16 protein-coding genes are annotated in these 15,749 nt (G+C 50.7%); 11 read left to right on the top strand and 5 right to left on the bottom strand.

All coding sequences use genetic code 11. The features are described from left to right. Positions 1–2 precede the first annotated feature (2 nt). The 4 genes from cmr4 to cmr1 form a co-directional block, all read right to left on the bottom strand. The gene (cmr4, locus tag L2082_RS03075; RefSeq protein WP_446008870.1) at positions 3–1,067 is read right to left on the bottom strand and encodes a type III-B CRISPR module RAMP protein Cmr4; all 1,065 of its coding nucleotides are present in this window, start codon (positions 1,065–1,067) and stop codon (positions 3–5) included. Beyond that, the gene (locus L2082_RS03070; protein ID WP_446008871.1) at positions 1,064–2,371 is read right to left on the bottom strand and encodes a type III-B CRISPR module-associated Cmr3 family protein; all 1,308 of its coding nucleotides are present in this window, start codon (positions 2,369–2,371) and stop codon (positions 1,064–1,066) included. Before L2082_RS03070 ends, cmr4 begins: the two co-directional genes overlap by 4 nt. A 66-nt stretch (positions 2,372–2,437) precedes the next feature. Then, entirely contained in the window at positions 2,438–4,321 is a 1,884-nt protein-coding gene (cas10, locus tag L2082_RS03065; RefSeq protein ID WP_446008872.1) for a type III-B CRISPR-associated protein Cas10/Cmr2, read from the bottom strand. Further along, complete coding sequence (gene cmr1 / locus L2082_RS03060; RefSeq protein WP_446008873.1) at positions 4,318–5,652, bottom strand: type III-B CRISPR module RAMP protein Cmr1; 1,335 nt, start codon at positions 5,650–5,652, stop codon at positions 4,318–4,320. Before cmr1 ends, cas10 begins: the two co-directional genes overlap by 4 nt. A gap of 202 nt (positions 5,653–5,854) precedes the next feature. On the opposite strand from cmr1, the gene L2082_RS03055 reads away from it, so the two are divergent. The 9 genes from L2082_RS03055 to cas6 (L2082_RS03015) all read left to right on the top strand — a co-directional run bounded on the left by L2082_RS03055 (position 5,855) and on the right by cas6 (L2082_RS03015) (position 13,152). Further along, positions 5,855–6,040 (top strand): type II toxin-antitoxin system HicA family toxin, encoded by a 186-nt coding sequence (locus L2082_RS03055; protein ID WP_446008878.1) that lies wholly within the window; start codon positions 5,855–5,857, stop codon positions 6,038–6,040. A gap of 3 nt (positions 6,041–6,043) precedes the next feature. Then, positions 6,044–6,445, top strand: coding sequence for a type II toxin-antitoxin system HicB family antitoxin (locus tag L2082_RS03050; RefSeq protein WP_446008874.1), 402 nt, complete (start codon positions 6,044–6,046; stop codon positions 6,443–6,445). A gap of 81 nt (positions 6,446–6,526) precedes the next feature. Next, positions 6,527–6,766: a CRISPR system precrRNA processing endoribonuclease RAMP protein Cas6 gene (gene cas6, locus L2082_RS03045; protein ID WP_446008875.1), complete on the top strand. Its 240-nt coding sequence runs from the start codon at positions 6,527–6,529 to the stop codon at positions 6,764–6,766. A 105-nt stretch (positions 6,767–6,871) separates the two neighbouring features. Further along, positions 6,872–7,990 carry a CRISPR-associated ring nuclease Csm6 gene (gene csm6, locus L2082_RS03040; RefSeq protein WP_446008876.1) on the top strand — a complete coding sequence of 373 codons (1,119 nt, stop codon included), beginning with the start codon at positions 6,872–6,874 and terminating at the stop codon, positions 7,988–7,990. A 933-nt stretch (positions 7,991–8,923) separates the two neighbouring features. Next, a complete protein-coding gene (locus tag L2082_RS03035; protein WP_446008877.1) occupies positions 8,924–9,046 on the top strand; it encodes a hypothetical protein in 123 nt (40 codons plus the stop codon). Between the two features lie 72 nt (positions 9,047–9,118). After that, complete coding sequence (locus L2082_RS03030; RefSeq protein ID WP_446011441.1) at positions 9,119–9,406, top strand: nucleotidyltransferase family protein; 288 nt, start codon at positions 9,119–9,121, stop codon at positions 9,404–9,406. Next, positions 9,399–9,740, top strand: coding sequence for a HepT-like ribonuclease domain-containing protein (locus L2082_RS03025; RefSeq protein WP_446010458.1), 342 nt, complete (start codon positions 9,399–9,401; stop codon positions 9,738–9,740). The genes L2082_RS03030 and L2082_RS03025 overlap by 8 nt, the downstream gene beginning before the upstream one ends. 650 nt (positions 9,741–10,390) lie before the next feature. Next, on the top strand, positions 10,391–12,115 hold the full coding sequence (locus L2082_RS03020) for an AAA family ATPase (protein ID WP_446010459.1): 1,725 nt from the start codon (positions 10,391–10,393) through the stop codon (positions 12,113–12,115). Positions 12,116–12,213: 98 nt separating this feature from the next. Continuing rightward, the gene (cas6, locus tag L2082_RS03015) at positions 12,214–13,152 is read left to right on the top strand and encodes a CRISPR system precrRNA processing endoribonuclease RAMP protein Cas6 (RefSeq protein ID WP_446010460.1); all 939 of its coding nucleotides are present in this window, start codon (positions 12,214–12,216) and stop codon (positions 13,150–13,152) included. On the opposite strand, the gene L2082_RS03010 is transcribed toward cas6 (L2082_RS03015), so the two are convergent. Further along, positions 13,134–14,318 carry a Fic family protein gene (locus L2082_RS03010; protein ID WP_446010461.1) on the bottom strand — a complete coding sequence of 395 codons (1,185 nt, stop codon included), beginning with the start codon at positions 14,316–14,318 and terminating at the stop codon, positions 13,134–13,136. The genes cas6 (L2082_RS03015) and L2082_RS03010 overlap by 19 nt on opposite strands. A 331-nt stretch (positions 14,319–14,649) precedes the next feature. On the opposite strand from L2082_RS03010, the gene L2082_RS03005 reads away from it, so the two are divergent. Together L2082_RS03005 and L2082_RS03000 are read left to right on the top strand one after the other, a co-directional pair. Next, entirely contained in the window at positions 14,650–14,886 is a 237-nt protein-coding gene (locus tag L2082_RS03005; RefSeq protein WP_446010462.1) for a hypothetical protein, read from the top strand. 279 nt (positions 14,887–15,165) lie between these two features. Beyond that, positions 15,166–15,749: Rpn family recombination-promoting nuclease/putative transposase (locus L2082_RS03000; RefSeq protein WP_446011440.1), on the top strand; the 584-nt coding region annotated here is incomplete at its 3' end.

The raw sequence follows: 15,749 nt of genomic DNA, 5'->3' as shown, positions 1-15,749 counted from the left end.
GCTCATTCCCCCTTTTGTCCGGGAATCCAGCGCACCCGGCCCCGACCGACTGTGGCATTACCGCCGATTTGTAACGAGATTGCGGCGTCTTTTCCTTTTCGCCCCTCCAGGTCGGATCTGAAATACTCCATGAGATCAGGAGATTCTTTTTCTTCACCTTCTTCCTTTGGTCTTCGGGAGCGATCACATCCCAGAAGCCCCCACAGCAGGGTCTCGGCGGGTAGATTTTCTTCGTACCACAAAGCACCATCTTCCACTGTCCGAGTACCTTCCTTGAGTTTGATCCTCGCTCGAACCTCAGTGGCGGTTTCAGCCAGAAAGCTGAACACGTTATCTGGGATAATCAGAAAGCGTTTTTGGAAAAAATCTTGCCAGTTATCGTCTGGAGCAGAAGCAGTTGGGAATATGGCCTGGGCAATTTCTCCTGCAATGAGGTCCGCAGATTGCCTGTCTTCAGTCGTCTGAAAATCTAAGTCTTCAAGGAAAACAGATTGTCCGTCGCTTGAACAGAGCTGGCTGCCCGTGGTCACCAGCACCATGGTTTTCCCCTCTGTGTTTGATTTCCCGTCCAGAGAAGGAATTACAGGCAAGTTCGGGCGGTCTTCTTTGACCTGCGTATACACTTCATCCAGATCCCGCTTATATCTCTGCAAAATAAAAGGACAGGTCACCCAGGCAAAGACCCCGTACACCGAGCGCACGGGCAGGCAGAGCAGCTGGGCATCCTGAATGTTCAGGGCACCGGCAAAGATTTTTCGTTCTTCCTCTTTATCATTATCAACCTCTTTGGCATCCGGTCCGAACAGGGTTGTCCATTTCTTTGTTGCTTTGTTATACTCCTGTTCATCTTGTTGAGCCTGTTCAGGAGTGGTTTCTTTAAAATCTGACTCCTCGTCTTTTATGGGCCGCAACTCCTCCCGCAAAACCCCCTTGATCCCGCTGCCCGGCACAATGGGCAGGCCGGTTGATTTTTCCCTGGCAATGGGCAGATCAATAACCCCGACGCCTTGGCCTGTTCCCGCATGGAGGGCGGTGAGGGTATGGATGTAATAGCACATGGTCTTCATTTCTCTTTCTCCTCTGCGGTGTTTGTTTGCTTCTCGTCTTGTTTCCAGATACCCGGCAGAACCAGGCCGTAGCCGTCGTTCCGGTCCTGGGGCAAATCACTGATCGGTCGGAGCCAGAGTTCAGGGAGATGTTCGTGGCCTTGTTCGACTTCAAACCAGTACACAGCCCCGGCAGGCACCATCCGACGGACAGCGCGGGCAGCACCTGATCCTTTTTTTTCCGGTTTATCTCCGGGTTGAGGATTTCTCACCAGATCCCAGCCGGAAACCGGCTCCCAGCGCGGAGTGATAAAGGCCCGTAGGCGAAGGCGGATACGGGGTTCCGAATCTTTAGCAAAGCCCGGAGGACAGCCTGTCATATCATCTTGGATCCAGCCTGGTCGCCAACCATTGGCGAACAGGGCCGGAGTGGCAAGGATGAGGCGGATGCCTCGGATTTCTTTATCCTGCTCCAGTTTGCCCAGCGCAGAGGTCAGTGCTTCCGGGATTCCCGGCCAAGCTTCCGGTCGTCGTTCAACCCGGGCAATTCGTCCTTCTCCACCGAGGCGGCGAAAAAATTCTGGTATGTCTTTCAGATTATCATCCGGTAGCCGGGCAAGAAGTCCGTATTGCTCTGTATTCCATCCATCTTTTTCTTCTCGTTGTCTGGGGGAAAAAGAAAGGTTGTTGGTTTGAAAGAGTTGGCCGGTTGCAGCGGCCAGGGTTTCTGATTCCAGCTGGACATGGGTGCGCAGTTCCTGCTCGGGGCCGGACCAACCCAGACTTTCAGGGGTAATATCCTTGAGTTTATGGTTATTCAATAACCAGTCAGTGAGCCGAGCTTGGCACCACCATCTGGCATTGTCTTTATTTTTATATGGTTTACCCGTAAGTTCCTTTTCCGGGTAGATTGGCAGCAATCCTTCAGGCAGGTCGGCCCAGGTGTCGGTCCCGGCATATTCAGGGGTGAGTTGCAGGACTTCAGTTTCTCTATTATTCCTTTCCCGGCCTTCCTTCTTGCTATCCTTCCGCATATAGACAGCATCTTCCGGTTTGGGAAAGAGCGGCTCTGCCCCGTCTTGGGTAATCAGGGCGGCCAGCGGGCCATGTACCGGGATATTTTTCAGTGTATGGCCGTCTTTGCTGAAATCCATATTATCTGCATCGCCGATGGCGGTGCGACAGGCCCCGGCAATGGTCGAGGGCAGAGGGAAATCCAGAGAAACCGGGTCACCTGCCTGATCAAAGGGTCTGCCGGTGCGGAAGACCAAGGGGGATTTGGGTTCAAAAAGATAGGCGGTGCTGCTTTTTGTTTCGTTGCTCATTCTCTTTCCTCCCCGTGTGCGCCCAGCCAACGGGCGATGAGATGTTCTTTATACACGGACTCAATATCAAAATTTTTCTGCCCGGCATGGGCAAGGACTGCCTTTGTGGTTGTTTTTTTTAATTTTTTCTCCCCCGCCGCCCTGATTTTTGCGTTTTAAAATTCGATCGAGTTCCAGTTTGGCAATCTTTTTTGCCTCCTCGTCACTCATCCCTTTGACCAAGCGGGCCGTTTCCCGTAACTCATAACCAAAGCCAGCTGGTAGGTCTTCATCTCGGTACAAATCAGCAAGGTCATGTAGCTCTTCTACCGGACTTCTCTGTTCGTTCTGTTCAATATCATCTTGTTTTTTGGATGGTTCTCTTTCCCATTTTGCCCGGAAGCTCATATCTGCCCCGGAGCGGGGGGCAACAATAATCGCCAAGGCGTTGCGGGGATCATCTGTGTCTGAACCTTTTGCCAAATCCTCTGCCCGATGAACCAGTTTGCGCACCCGACCCACAGGTGCCTGCATGTGAGCGATGACAATGCCGACGCTGAAGGTGGGAGCATCTTTCTCTAATTCACCGGCAATGCCCTCTAATGTTGTCGTAAAGGCTTTGCGTAGTTCGTCAGCCAGCAGGAGCACGGTGTCCAGGGGGGCCATGAGCAGGACATCATCACCGCCTGCGTAGATGCAATGGGCACAATAATCTCTTGCGATTTTTGGTACGAATTGGGCAAATGCGGACAGGCATTGTGAGATTTCTTTATGATGACCTTTGTCCTGTGCAGCTTTAATCAGGCGACCCATGTGGTCACCGTCTGCCAGGAGCAGGGCATAGTATGGGCAGGGTTGGCGATATTCTTTCCATGCCTTTTTAAGGACTTCACTTTTACGTAGCTCTGATAAAATCCTCTGAACAGAGGAGCGTTGCGGGAATTCTTTGTCGTGTTTTACCTTGGCGATCACCGCATCCAGAACACTCCGGTAGAGCAGGCCCGCATCAAAAGGCATATCGCCGTATATTCCTTGGTTGCCCTGAACCTTGGTCATCAGGCCGGTATCAAGCAGAATCTTTTCATATTCACGACTCTCCAGCTTGTCCTGAATTTTTTCCAAGTCGGCCAGCCCATTTTCAGCTTCTTTAATCTTCCGTATCCACGGATCAATAGCAATGCGGGTGGTGGGAGTAAATTGGAGGGAGGAGCGACCAGAATTTTTTTCATCATTTGGATCGCCACCAGCTAATCGCTTGACCAGCCCCAGCACATCCAGCTGCTCGCCTTCGCCCATGCGCAGTTTGCGCCGGATTTTTTTGTCCAGGCCTTCCGGCAACACGGTTTCCCGCCGTCCGTCCAGAGAGGATTTGGGCAGACCGTACAGCCCTGCTTCATTGGGTGCTTGTGCAGATTGACGGAAATCACGGCTGTTCTTGCGGGCTGAATTGAGTTGGCTGAGACGTTGCCATGCCTCCGGGTACGTTCCGTTGATGCGGGCGGCTGTGCCGTAAAGTTCAAGGAGGTCTTCAGGTTTGGCCTGTATCTCCCAGATTTCATCACGCAAGGTGATCTTCTGCTCATCCGGCTTTTTGTCTCTGTTGATGATCCTTTCTGCCTCTTTCTTTGCCTTTTGGATAAACTCTTCCAATAACCATTTCCTGGCGGCATTTTTTCCGGTGTTGATGACATCTTTTACAGTATCTTCATCTCCTGAAACCTGAGCCACAATCCGGTTGGCGACGTTGATCTCTACTGGTTTGAGCTTGTCGCTCTCTTCTTCAGCAGGAAAAATCAGTTCGGTGTGTATGTTTTGTTGATTGTAGTCATTGATGGCGATGGCAGCGGCTTTGCTCACTTCCGAGAGCATGTGGGAGCCGAACCAGAGGTCGCGGGTGCGGAGGGCGGCGGAGATGAAGTCCTGGACCGGGCCTATGGAGAGGCTGATGAGCCAGATTTCCTGGTTGCTCATGGCTTTTTGCCTCCGTTTTCAAAGAAGGTCATGAAGGCGGTGAGGGCGTCGGTGCCGTCATTGTCTCTGATTGGATCTACGAGTGTCGCCTTGCTTGCTTTCCACCAGTTTTTCGACCACTTCGCAGGTGGTCCTGATATATATATTTCACCTTTTTTGAGAGCCAATGTCATTGCTTTAATATGATCTTGATTTTTCATCAACAACGCAGCGGGTACATACCGGGTGATTCCGTTTTCTCGTACCGGATAAGCTGTCAAAATTAATGGACTGGCCAAGCGTTCAAGGTTTGGATCAGCTGGAACTAGATGAGTTGTTTCGGGATCGTTCTTCTTTTCATCTCTGGATTGAGTATCTTTGGGGCTAAATTTGAATTCAATAGGTAGACCAAAAGCGGCTCTCGGGAAAGCAGGCATTGCTTTATGCGTTGGCTTATGTGTAAAAGGTCTACCTTTATGATATCCTTTAAAATAACTGTTGGTTATTTTTCGGATGCTGTCCGGTTCCGGCCATTTTGATCTGCCGAACCTGTTATTTCTTCCATGATTACGAGCTATATTTGGTGCTTGGCGGAATTTATAAAGGATATCAATCGCTCGCTTCCAAGACGGAATGGGGTTCCTTGGAGTCTCTCCTTTCGGAAAAACTAATTCGCAGCCTACAGCTTTTGCTTCTTTTCTGGTTACAGGAGGAAGATTTCCAAGTTCATTAGTGCAGTATACACTGCCGCAGCCGCGACGAGTACGTGCCCCTATGCCGCCAAATGTTACCCACCAGCGCAATGCGCATTTGATCTCTTTTCTTTTGTTGTTATCTAAAATGCGTAGCTGCAAATTAAAGGTCATTCTTTCTCGTATCAATTTTTTAGGATGGTCTTCATCCGCCTCCTTACGTGCTGGGAAGAGTGCGTAGCCAGCTTCTTTCTCATCATAATATTTAATGTTTTTGTTCTGGATGTCGCAAATTTTAATCCGCACCTTACTGCTATGATCTTCCCCATCCTCAGCCATACCACCCCAAATATCGCGCTCATCCCGAAATAGCCTTTTCTGCTCTTTGCGATCTGTGAGATCTCGGTTGGCACTCTCCAAAAATCTCCACCAATACCGCAACTGCCCCCGAATAGCCGAGGCCCGGATCGGCATCTTCGTGTCCGGCTCACCAGCCTTGACCCCGCCACCGAATATTGGGGTAATGACCTCAATTTTGTATTTATGCCATTTTTTCTCTTCCTGCTTTGCAGCCTGTTGATCAAGATCTTGTAAGGTTTGCTCCAGACTGAATTGTGGTTTCAGCTGTGCAATTTTATCCTTTGGGTCACGCAATCTCATAGTCCTGCTCCTTGAAGATGAAGGATGCCTGTTGCTATTTATATAAATTCTCTCATATCTAACTCTACGGGGCGAAATGTCAAGAGAATTCTTGGGTACATCTTGACAAGGCAGTATCAGGTTGCTACTCTCTGAATCAGGTCGCCTGGAAGACAGGGAGGTTACCAAGAAAAGAGCAGAGGCTCGAAAATGAAAAAACAGGATCAGCAGGGAAATTATTAAAAAACTGAAAAAGGACGGCTGGATTCTGCATCATACCAAGGGCGACCATCATCAGTTCAAACACCCTGTCAAATGCGGGAAAGTCACTGTTCCGCATCCGAAAAAGGATTTTCCTGTCGGAACGTTACGAAATATTTACCGGCAGGCGGGCTGGGATTGGAGGTAAGTTATGAACTACCCGGTTGCAATTCATAAAGATGAGGACTCCGGTTACGGGGTGACGTTTCCCGACATCCCCGGCTGCTTTTCCGCAGGCGATTCTATCGAAGAAGCTCTTGCTATGGCACGGGAGGCTGCGGAATGCCATATCGAAGGTCTGTTGTTGGATGCAGAGCCGATTCCCGTGGCTCGTCCCGTGGAAGATCATCGGAACAACAAGGAGTACCAGGATGCTCTCTGGGCCTTGATTGACATCGACCTCAGCAAACTCTCCCTGAAGTCGAAACGGATCAACATATCAATTCCAGAAAGACTGTTGAATGTTGTGGATCATTTTGCCGGAAAGCACGGAGAAACCCGCTCAGGGCTGCTGGCTCAGGCCGTGACCGAATACATGGCCGCTCGTCAATAAACACTCGTCCCTCCCCTCCGAGGTGGGAGAACAAAAATCCAACATGCAAAACTGCACACCCAATCTCCTCCTTGCTTCCGGGTGCTTAAGGATTGCGCTGCCCAATCCGAGCTTATCAGCATTAATCTGCGCCCGCATACAACCACCTGCTGGTCAGCTCGACCGGGCAAGGTGGTCGAGTTCAGGGGGTTTCTGGGAACGGTGGATTTTGCCCCCACGGAACCTGAGCTGTTCTGGCCTTTTCTTTTGCTCGGACAGCGGTTGCATATCGGTAAGCAGGCCAGTAAGGGGTTTGGGCGGTATCAGTTGTTGAGCCGGTGATAGCCCTTCCCGCAACCCTGCGACCCAGGCGTTTCTTCACAAAACCGGGTACCATAACGGCGAAATTGCAACCCACCGATTCACCACGTACCCGGAGCCCGAACCATGCTGCAACCCCACGAATATCCCCGCCGCATCCTCCTTGCCGTCATCGGCATGACTCCACAAATCCTTACGGAAACCCTGTACAAACTGGCCGTGGACAGCAGCCCGGCCTTTGTGCCCACGGAAGTCCACCTGATCAGCACGGCCCAGGGTGCGAACTCTGCCCGGAACGCCCTGCTCGGGGTTGGAGGCGACAAAGGGGAATTTCATCGTTTTTGTGAGGATTACTGTCTGGAAGGTATCTGCTTTGCATCCGACCATGTTCATACAATAGCAGGCCCGGACGGTCCTTTTGTCGATGATACTGAATCGGCGGAGCATAACACCATGACAGCGGATTTTATCACCGAGCAGGTCAGACACTTTACTGAAGACAATCAAGCTGCGCTCCACCTTTCCCTGGCCGGAGGTCGTAAAACCATGTCCTATTATGCGGGCTATGCCCTGAGCCTGTACGGACGGATGCAGGACCGCCTTTCCCATGTCCTGGTGGCGAAACCCTTTCAGGAAAACAAGGATTTTTTCTACCCTCCGCCCCGACCGCAACGCATTGCGGTCAACAATACCTGGTACTCCACTGAAGAGTCCCGGATTATCCTCTCCGATATTCCCTTTGTCCGGATGCGGTATCAGATCCCGGAGGCCCTGCTTACAGGCAGTGCCGGATTTCAGGAAACCGTGGAAACCATCCAGCGTTTTTCCAGCCCTGAAACCATAGAAATTGATATTCGTTGCAAGCAGGTACGATTGAATGCTCTGAAGGTGCGCATGGGGGATGCAGATCTGGCACTTTATCTCTGGATGTGCCAACGCCGTAAAAACGGAGAACCGCCCTTTATCCCGGATGAAGATGCCTTTGTTGATGAGTATATTGCTGTTTATAGCAAAATTGTCGGAGAATGGAGCGGTAGGATCGACCGGGTGGAGGAGGTGGCCCGGGGTCGGGATGCTGCTCAGCAGAAAGAGTGGTTTCTTCAGCGGAAATCCAAGCTGAAAAAGGCTGTTGTGTCAGTGCTCGGGGAACGGGCGGCCCGTCCTTTTCTTATTCAGACCGTGGAGGTTGACGGGCAGGCAGGTTATCTTGTTGAAATGGAACCAAGGGATATATTAATCAGCTGACTTGTGGCCTTGTCATTGCTGTCTGTGTTTTTTTTCGTGTTATCTCTTCGTAATGGTGTTATATTGCCTTTTGTTGACATGAGTTAATTTCAGGGGAGGATGAAAATATTCCGGGTGTATTTTTGGAGAAAACCGGTCAGACATCAATTTTTTTGGTGCTGAAAATTTTTATTGTCATAATCTATCATGATTGAAAAATCATATTTATTGCTTTGAATTTTCAGGAGAAAATTTTTAAAAAATGATTAGAAATACAACTTTTGATACTGACTATGACAAAGTGGTCACGATGTTGCGCATCTCTTTGTGTAGGCGTTTATAATGACGGTTCAAATTTCACAACTTTCAAAATCCGATTCCATGTCACTTTTTTACTTGCTTAATTCGCTGAATCTATTATTGTTAAAAGCAAGGCTGCTGTCGTAGCACCTACCCTATGAAGAGGGTATTAAGACGGAATTTTATTTTCTGAAAAACAAAAAGAACACACTGTCGTAGCACCTACCCTATGAAGAGGGTATTAAGACCCTCCCTTGAGACAATTTAATAACTAACTCTAGTCGTAGCACCTACCCTATGAAGAGGGTATTAAGACATAGCTTGTTCTTCTGTAAATCCACATATCATCGTCGTAGCTACCCTATGAAGAGGGTATTAAGACCCCCTCGGCAATAAAGCCTCAGAAAAATTAACTGTGATGTCGTAGCACCTACCCTATGAAGAGGGTATTAAGACTATAAAAAAAGATCCTCTAAAAGTTATTGCTAGTCGTAGCACCTACCCTATGAAGAGGGTGTTAAGACCCATAAGGGCGACCGCCGGTCGCCCCTACGCCACACCCACAATCATTTCAAAACGCCCACCTTCTCCGCAGTTGCCAAAATAAGCGAACATCGGTTATATTCCTCGTATGAGCACGGTAACTTCTCAGCAGTGCTTCAGGATTTTTCCCAGCTGGACGACCGGGATATCCGGGGCGGGGTGTCGGCACGGACTGTGCTCATCCGCAATCGTTTCGAAATTTCTGCCTTTTCCATAGTTGCCAAACCCACCTGAAATCGGTACAATATGTACGTAACATTTTTCAATGTCCATTTAACGGGCTGTGGTTATTTCATGAGAGGGCCTATGGAAAAGAACAATATTTTGCAACTGTTGAAAAAGAAAAAGCCGCATATTGAGCACCGGTTTTCGGTGAACAGTATTGGACTGTTTGGCTCATGCGCTCGTAATAGCATGCATAGTAGAAGTGATATAGATATCCTGGTTTCTTTCTCTGAACCATCCTTTGATCACTACATGGATCTGAAATTTTACCTGGAAGACCTCTTTGGCTGGCCAGTTGATCTGGTTATGCAGCAAACCGTAAAAAGACGTTTACAAAAGGTTATTCAGCAGGACACGCTGTATGTATAGAGACTGGAAAGTCTATATTGAAGATATTATTACTGCTATTGAAAAGATAGAAAGATACACCTGTACTCAGAACCAGGAACTTTTTCTAAACAATGAAGAGAAACAGGATGCTGTTATCCGAAATCTTGAAATTATCGGTGAAGCTGCCGGTAAGGTGCCCGATTCAATCCGGGAAAAGGCCCCTGAAGTGGAATGGAGGAAAATTATCGGATTGCGCAATATCCTGATCCATGAATATTTTGGTGTGAGTATTCCTATGGTGTGGGATATTGTGCAAAGCAAGCTTCGACCTTTGAAGGTTTCCTGTCAAAAACTCCTGATTAATGAATCTTGAACACCTCTTTACCATGCTGAATATATCGCTGTTTTAAATAGTTCTGCTGCCGAAAACCTGCCCTGTGAAGAGGGTGGCGTAATGTAGGGGCGACCGGTGGTCGCCCTTTTTTGTTTCAGCTCCTCTCCTCTTATTGCACTCTTATTTCATCCCGCAACCTTGCCGGACAGGCAGGGACGAATACAGAGGGGTGCCCTGGCAGCTCCCGCCTCGACCGTCTGAAAAACAGCATAGGTTTTGCCTTTCAAAATACATGTATTTTGACTTGTGGAATACCTGTATTTCGTGAATCAAAATATAGGTATTTTGATATACAGAATATGGGTATTCGTGATTCACGAAAATACAAAAACTCGTAGATTTCGGGTGAGCGGAGCGAATCCCGACATATTGTAGCCAGGCCGGGGTAACACCCCGGACGAAGCTCACCCGCAATTCTTTCCGCCCCCCTCTCTACGCCATTGCCAAAACCGGCGCATATCGGTTATATTGACGGCATGAGCACGGTAACCAATCCCCACGATCATGTTTTTCGGCAGACCTTCGGGCAACCCGAGCTGCACCCTTCGGCATCCGACCTGCTGTGAGTTTTGCGGTATTGCGTTTTTCCTGTTCCCGGCTATGATCCTCTCCGTCCTTTAATTGACACTATGAAACGACGAGTTCTCTACAGCGAGGCCAACTATCCCGTTATTGTGCGCAACAGGGGATATTTTGTCGATAAGACCCAGTACCTCGAACGGTTGGAGACCGTGGCCAATCCGGTTTTTCTCCGTCCCCGGCGTTTCGGCAAGACTCTGCTTTGTTCCATCCTGCGCCATTATTACGATCTGAATACTGCGGATGAGTTTGAGGAGCTGTTCGGTCATACCTGGATAGGAAGGCACCCGACCGGCAATCAGAACAGCTGTATCATTCTGTCACTGAACTTCTCTCTGGTTGAGCTGGGCAGAGATATCCGAAGGATTGAACGGAATTTCCAGCAGTACTGCAACGGTGAGCTTGCTGATCTGCGGGATTTTTATCCTTCCCTGCTGGCGGAGCAGCCGGAAGTCATTATGGATGCTCCGGTGGCGGAAAACCTGACCAAGATACTGCGCTATCTGAAAAAGAATCGTTTGCCGCCCCTGTACATCATTATTGACGAATACGACAATTTCGCCAATCAGCTGGTGGTTGCCCATCAGGATCGGCTCTATCGGGAGCTGACTGCGGATGACGGCTTTATGAAGACCTTTTTCAAGGCCATGAAGGCGGGCCGGGAAAACAGCACCATCCGTAATATCTTCATCACCGGGGTGCTGCCCATCACCATGGATGATATGGCCTCTGGCTTTAATGTGGCCAACTTCATCACCCTGCATCCTCGATTCGAGCATATGCTGGGCTTTACCCAGGCGGAACTGGACGAGCTCCTGGATGCGGTCTATCAGGATTACGAGATTGATCCTGCCACCCGCAAAGAAGTCGGGGCGGTGATGAAAAATCAGTACAATGGTTATTCCTTTGTTCAGATGGGCGGAGAGGGTGTTTATAACTCCACCTCGGTGATGTATTTTCTCAACTGGTTTCAGGATTATCAGACCATTCCCAAACACCTGACCGACCTGAACCTGAAGACCGACATCTCCTGGGTCCGCCGCCTGACCGCCTCCAATCCGCGACTGACCGAAGAATTTGTCAACCGGCTGGCTGTCCATGGCACTATCCGCTATGATGATGTGATGCTGGTGGAGAAGTTCAACATGCACCAGTTTTTTGAAAAGGGCTTTTTCCCGATCTCGTTTTTTTATCTGGGTATGCTGACCCGAAAGGACGAGTATTTTCTGCAGCTGCCCAATCTGAACATGCGGCGGATATTCACCGAGTATTTCAACGAGATTCACCGGATTGACGTATCCACACGCTACACCGAATTCATGCAGGCCTTTTCCGATAACCCGGAACTGGAGCCGCTCTTTGCGGGGTACTGGCAGGAGTATGTCTCCCAGTTGCCCGAGGCGATCTTTCAGCAGGTCAACGAGAATTTCTACCGCACCACCTTTTACGAGCTGTGCAGCCGTTATCTGTCGCGCTGGTTCACCTGGCATGTGGAGCGTTCCTATCCGCAGGGGCGGAGCGACCTGGAGTTTGTGGGCAAGTATAACGAGATCTATGCCGGTCTGCGCTGGGTGATTGAGTTCAAGTATGTTTCCAATGCGGAACTGGGGCGATTGAAGACAGGCATTGCCGATTTTCAGCTCCGACCCGAGGATACGGAGCAGATAGCGGGGTATGCGGAAGGATTGCGGGAGGAATATCCAGAGGCGCGTATCTCCCTGTTCGTGATCTACTGCTTCGGTAATCAGGGGTTTTCTGTATTTCAGGTACCGTAGGGGCGAATCCCTGTGTTCGCCCGTAATGATCACTCTGATTTTTCAGGCAGGCTCAGGGGCCTGCCCCTGCAAATCCTACTCATCTGAAAACCTCTGACATGAAAGACTGCACCCCCAACCTCATCATCGCTGAATACCGCTTCACCTTTACGGCCCGTGATCATCTCACCCTGCCGCTTTTTTCCGACCCGCTCCGTCGCAGTGTGTTCGGACTGGCCCTGCATCAGCAGAGCTGTATTACCCCGGATGCTGATTGCGCCGACTGCATGCTCGGACATCAATGCGATTTTGCTTTTTTCATCAAAGGGCTGAGACCGCCGGAAGCCAGGATGATGCGCAAGGTGGGTACAGTGCCGCTGCCCCATATCTTTCACAGTGACCAATGCGGTGCGGCGAGCATTGCTCCGGGTGGGTTATTTACTCACGGATTGGTGTTGGCCGGTGCAGCCTGCAAACGCCTGTCTGCGGTGATCCGGGCTATGGAAAAATCAGGGCAGCTGGGCTTTGGTTCGGATCGGGCAAAGGCGGAGTTGATCCAGGTCAGTCAGGTTTTGCCTGGTAGTCAGCGGCTGCTCCGGGACCGGCAGGGGGAGGTTCAGGAGGGTGTTATGGAGCCAATGCCGGTGCCGCCTGCACCTGCTGCTCTGCGCCTCCAGTTTGTTACGCCCTACCTGCCTTCGGATACATCCTTTCGGCCAGAGACCCTTGAGATCAGTCGCCTGCTCATGGCTGTGATCCGGCGTGTCTCTCTGCTTCAGTATTTTTATATGGGTTGTCCCCTGGAGGCCGACTTCCGGGCACTCAAGGAATGTGCTGCCCAGTCCGAGGTCATTGGTATTGCGCTGCGTTTGCACAAAACCACCTGCTGGTCAGCACGACAAGGCAGGGCGGTGGAGTTCAGGGGCTTTCTCGGGACAGTGGATTTTACGCCTGCGGAACCGGAGCTGTTCTGGCCTTTTCTCTATCTCGGCCAGTGGCTGCATATCGGAAAACAGGCCAGTAAGGGGTTTGGGCGGTATCAGTTGCTGGAAAGGTGATTTTCGGCTGTTTCAGTGCCCTGATTCATCAGATCAATATACGCAGTATAGCTGTACAGCCGGTTGCGCTGCTGCCCGCTGATTTCCGTGACCACACCCAGCTGTTCCAGGCGCAGCAGGACAGAATTGACCGTTGCCGGTGACAGGGCGGTTTTTTCTGCCAGCTGTCCGGACGAGACGATGGGCTGTTCCAGGAGCACCTGCTGTATCCGTAAAGCGGATCCCGCTGTCCTGCCAAGCGCATTGATCCGCTGTCGATCCGTTTCAGCAAGTTGGGCCAGATTGCGGGCCGTCTCCACAGCCAGACCAGCTGTTGCAATGATCGCATCGGCAAAGAATTCCAACCAGCTTTCCCAATCTCCGGTCAGGCGAACATGATTTAGCAGGCTATAATACTGCTGTCGGTGGCTTTTGAAATACAGACTGAGATAGAGCAGAGGCTCGTGCAGTATCCCTTCCGAGGAGAGCAGCAGGGTGATCAGCAAACGGCCCAGCCTGCCGTTGCCGTCCAGGAAGGGATGAATAGTTTCAAACTGGACATGGGCCAGAGCCGCCTTAACCAGGGATGGTGTTTTTTCCGGTTGATCATGGAGGAAATATTCCAGTGCGCCCATGCATTGTATGAGTCGGTCAGCAGGGGGCGGGACAAAACAGGCATTTCCTGGCCTGGTTCCGCCGATCCAGTTTTGACTGCGTCGGAATTCTCCCGGTGTTTGCTGACTTCCTCTCCCCTTGCTCAGCAGGACGGCATGCATCTCTTTAAGCAGACGGAGCGAGAGGGGAAAACCTTCTTCTATCCTGAGCAGCCCGTGCTGCAGGGCTGCCACGTAATTGCTCACCTCTTGTACGTCATTCAGGGGGACGCCCGGCTGTCGATTGACTTCATGCAGAAGAAGGTCGGAAAGGGAGGATTGGGTTCCCTCAATCTGCGACGAAAGTACAGCCTCTTTGCGCACGTACATATAGAGGAACAAACCGGTGTCCGGGACCAGCACGGAAACAGCGTCCAGACGGCCCAGGGCCACCAGGGCGCGGTCGAACTTGTCGCGCAGCTCTGCATTCCAGACCAGAGGCGGGTCTGGCGGCAGTGGCGCTGGAATAAAGGCCTGGACTGCTTCTCCCACCGTGCTTACGGTGGTGTAACTCCCTTGCAGATCGCGTTTCATCGTTTTTTGTTGTCCCACCCCGAGGGGCGGATGGAAGGTTATTTTATTTTTTGAAATAAGCAGTGTTGTTATTTTAAGTTCAGCTTCATTTTAAAATAACGTTTTTTGAGCGGGTGAGCTACGATTTTTTGCTGGTACCCAAGCTCTGCTTGGGTACTTTGAATACAGAAGCTCCGGCTTCGGAAAATGAAGCGGAGCTTCGGAAAAAGCGGTTCCCAAGCCGGAGCTTGGGAACCAGACAAAAAAGCGGCTACTGCTGGTAAGCAGCGGTCGCAAGACGTTATTTGAATAATTAGTTCGCGTGCAGCCACGAAACATGAGCAGAGGGATTATGAAGAAAACAGCTAATCATTCAGAGAGTGACGACCTGAAACCTGAATATAACTTCGATTACAGCAAGGCACGCCCCAATCGGTTTGCCGAACGGGTTACCGAGGATAACGTGGTGGTTGTGCTTGACTCGGATGTGGCTCAAGTCTTTTCTTCTGCCGAGGACGTAAACGCTGTCCTGCGTGCGCTCATTCAAAATATGCCTAAAATTTCCTCCCCGGCGGCAAAGGCATCTTAACAGTTGGAACACCTACCCTATGAAGAGGGTATTAAGACAAGGGGCGGATCTATGTGTCCGCCCCTTCCTGTTTCCACTGCGAGAGTGTGAACATGCAGAATACTCAGGGTGTTACCCTGAGCTGAAGAGATATAGCCCCTTCGGGGCAATGCCCTGAAAGGGCAATATGTAGCCAGGCCGGGGTAACACCCCGGACGAAGCAGAGTCTCACCCGCAATTCTTTCAGCCCCCCTCCCTACGCCATTGCCAAAACCGGCGCATATCGGTTATATTGACGGCATGAGCACGGTAACCAATCCCCACGACCATGTTTTTCGGCAGACCTTCGGGCAGCCCGAGGTGGCGGCAGGCTATTTCCGTCATAATCTTCCGGAAGAACTGCTGGAGCATATTGATCTGGAAACGCTGGAGCGGATTCCAGATACCTTTGTTGATCCCGAGCTGCACCCTTCGGCATCCGACCTGCTCTACACCGTGGATTACACGCCCGTACAGGGCGGCGAGACAAAAAAACTCCTGCTCTATCTGCTCCTTGAGCACAAGAGCTATGCCGACCCCATGACCGTGTTTCAGGTTCTGCGTTATATGGTGCGTATCTGGGAAGAATACTGTGCAGCACATCCCAAGGCAACAACGCTACCGCCTGTGTATCCGATGATCATCTATCACGGGCCACGACCCTGGCAACATCCGGTGAATTTTCATTCTCTGTTCACGGTTCAGGAACCGGCTCTGCTGTCGCGTCTGCCGGAATTCGCTCCGGTGCTTCAGGATTTTTCCCGGCTGGACGACCGGGATATTCGGGGCGGAGTTTCGGCCCGGACTGTGCTACTGACACTGAAACATGTTTTTCGTGACGATTT

This window comes from Candidatus Electrothrix sp., assembly GCF_052785085.1.
This window is presented reverse-complemented; position numbering and strand designations above follow the sequence as displayed.

Excerpts from the sequence above, each read along its gene's own strand:
- cmr4 (WP_446008870.1), bottom strand. The coding sequence starts at position 1,067 with ATGAAGACCATGTGCTATTACATCCATACCCTCACCGCCCTCCATGCG.
- L2082_RS03070 (WP_446008871.1), bottom strand. The coding sequence starts at position 2,371 with ATGAGCAACGAAACAAAAAGCAGCACCGCCTATCTTTTTGAACCCAAA.
- cas10 (WP_446008872.1), bottom strand. The coding sequence starts at position 4,321 with ATGAGCAACCAGGAAATCTGGCTCATCAGCCTCTCCATAGGCCCGGTC.
- cmr1 (WP_446008873.1), bottom strand. The coding sequence starts at position 5,652 with ATGAGATTGCGTGACCCAAAGGATAAAATTGCACAGCTGAAACCACAA.
- L2082_RS03050 (WP_446008874.1), top strand. The coding sequence starts at position 6,044 with ATGAACTACCCGGTTGCAATTCATAAAGATGAGGACTCCGGTTACGGG.
- csm6 (WP_446008876.1), top strand. The coding sequence starts at position 6,872 with ATGCTGCAACCCCACGAATATCCCCGCCGCATCCTCCTTGCCGTCATC.
- L2082_RS03030 (WP_446011441.1), top strand. The coding sequence starts at position 9,119 with ATGGAAAAGAACAATATTTTGCAACTGTTGAAAAAGAAAAAGCCGCAT.
- L2082_RS03025 (WP_446010458.1), top strand. The coding sequence starts at position 9,399 with ATGTATAGAGACTGGAAAGTCTATATTGAAGATATTATTACTGCTATT.
- L2082_RS03020 (WP_446010459.1), top strand. The coding sequence starts at position 10,391 with ATGAAACGACGAGTTCTCTACAGCGAGGCCAACTATCCCGTTATTGTG.
- cas6 (WP_446010460.1), top strand. The coding sequence starts at position 12,214 with ATGAAAGACTGCACCCCCAACCTCATCATCGCTGAATACCGCTTCACC.
- L2082_RS03010 (WP_446010461.1), bottom strand. The coding sequence starts at position 14,318 with ATGAAACGCGATCTGCAAGGGAGTTACACCACCGTAAGCACGGTGGGA.
- L2082_RS03005 (WP_446010462.1), top strand. The coding sequence starts at position 14,650 with ATGAAGAAAACAGCTAATCATTCAGAGAGTGACGACCTGAAACCTGAA.